This is a genomic window from Enterobacter cloacae complex sp. IR5403 (genome assembly GCF_049238705.1).
Lineage (GTDB): Bacteria > Pseudomonadota > Gammaproteobacteria > Enterobacterales > Enterobacteriaceae > Enterobacter > Enterobacter hormaechei_C.
Window position 1 is genome coordinate 1 of sequence record NZ_JBMKHP010000035.1, and the last position, 1298, is coordinate 1298.

1 rRNA gene is annotated in these 1298 nt (G+C 52.9%); it reads right to left on the reverse strand.

What is annotated here, in order from left to right:
- Positions 1-1278 (reverse strand): 23S ribosomal RNA (locus tag ACOTW6_RS21850); the annotation flags it as partial.
- Positions 1279-1298 lie beyond the last annotated feature (20 nt).

A 1298-nucleotide genomic window follows, 5' to 3' on the forward strand; every position in this document is an offset into this window, starting at 1 on the left:
CCGCTTTATCGTTACTTATGTCAGCATTCGCACTTCTGATACCTCCAGCAACCCTCACAGGCCACCTTCAACGGCTTACAGAACGCTCCCCTACCCAACAACACATAAGCGTCGCTGCCGCAGCTTCGGTGCATGGTTTAGCCCCGTTACATCTTCCGCGCAGGCCGACTCGACCAGTGAGCTATTACGCTTTCTTTAAATGATGGCTGCTTCTAAGCCAACATCCTGGCTGTCTGTGCCTTCCCACATCGTTTCCCACTTAACCATGACTTTGGGACCTTAGCTGGCGGTCTGGGTTGTTTCCCTCTTCACGACGGACGTTAGCACCCGCCGTGTGTCTCCCGTGATAACATTCTTCGGTATTCGTAGTTTGCATCGGGTTGGTAAGCCGGGATGGCCCCCTAGCCGAAACAGTGCTCTACCCCCGAAGATGAGTTCACGAGGCGCTACCTAAATAGCTTTCGGGGAGAACCAGCTATCTCCCGGTTTGATTGGCCTTTCACCCCCAGCCACAGGTCATCCGCTAATTTTTCAACATTAGTCGGTTCGGTCCTCCAGTTAGTGTTACCCAACCTTCAACCTGCCCATGGCTAGATCACCGGGTTTCGGGTCTATACCCTGCAACTTAACGCCCAGTTAAGACTCGGTTTCCCTTCGGCTCCCCTATACGGTTAACCTTGCTACAGAATATAAGTCGCTGACCCATTATACAAAAGGTACGCAGTCACCTAACAAGTAGGCTCCCACTGCTTGTACGTACACGGTTTCAGGTTCTTTTTCACTCCCCTCGCCGGGGTTCTTTTCGCCTTTCCCTCACGGTACTGGTTCACTATCGGTCAGTCAGGAGTATTTAGCCTTGGAGGATGGTCCCCCCATATTCAGACAGGATACCACGTGTCCCGCCCTACTCTTCGAGTTCACAGCAAGTGTGCTTTCGTGTACGGGACTATCACCCTGTACCGTCGGACTTTCCAGACCGTTCCACTAACACACAAGCTGATTCAGACTCCGGGCTGCTCCCCGTTCGCTCGCCGCTACTGGGGGAATCTCGGTTGATTTCTTTTCCTCGGGGTACTTAGATGTTTCAGTTCCCCCGGTTCGCCTCGTTAACCTATGTATTCAGTTAACGATAGTGCAACGGATTGCACTGGGTTTCCCCATTCGGACATCGCCGGGTCAAGGGTTCATATCACCTCGCCGGCGCTTTTCGCAGATTAGCACGTCCTTCATCGCCTCTGACTGCCAGGGCATCCACCGTGTACGCTTAGTCGCTTAACCTCACAACCCGAAGATGTTTC